1 protein-coding gene is annotated in these 242 nt (G+C 69.4%); it reads left to right on the top strand.

Features of this window, described 5'->3' with window-relative positions; all coding sequences use genetic code 11:
• Positions 1–242: SDR family NAD(P)-dependent oxidoreductase (locus tag SB786_RS37405; RefSeq protein WP_410731737.1), on the top strand; the 242-nt coding region annotated here is incomplete at both ends.

Here is a 242-nt window from a genome sequence, read left to right as displayed (position 1 = left end):
ATCGAAAAGGACGGCTCGCCGGGCTCGCTCGAAGCCTATGAGAACGTGGTGCGCGTGAACCTCGTCGGCACCTTCAACGTGCTGCGTCTCGCGGCGGCGGCGATGGCGCGCAACGAACCGAACGCGGCAGGCGAGCGCGGCGCGTGCGTGCTGACCGCGTCGGTGGCCGCGTACGAAGGGCAGATCGGCCAGGTGCCGTATGCGTCGTCGAAAGCGGGCGTGGTGGGCATGACGCTGGTGGC

Origin of the sequence: Burkholderia sp. SIMBA_062 (genome assembly GCF_046534765.1) — a bacterium.
Classification (GTDB): Bacteria; Pseudomonadota; Gammaproteobacteria; order Burkholderiales; family Burkholderiaceae; genus Burkholderia; species Burkholderia ambifaria.
Note: the sequence above shows the minus strand (reverse complement) of the source record. Positions and strands in the feature narration are given on the sequence as shown.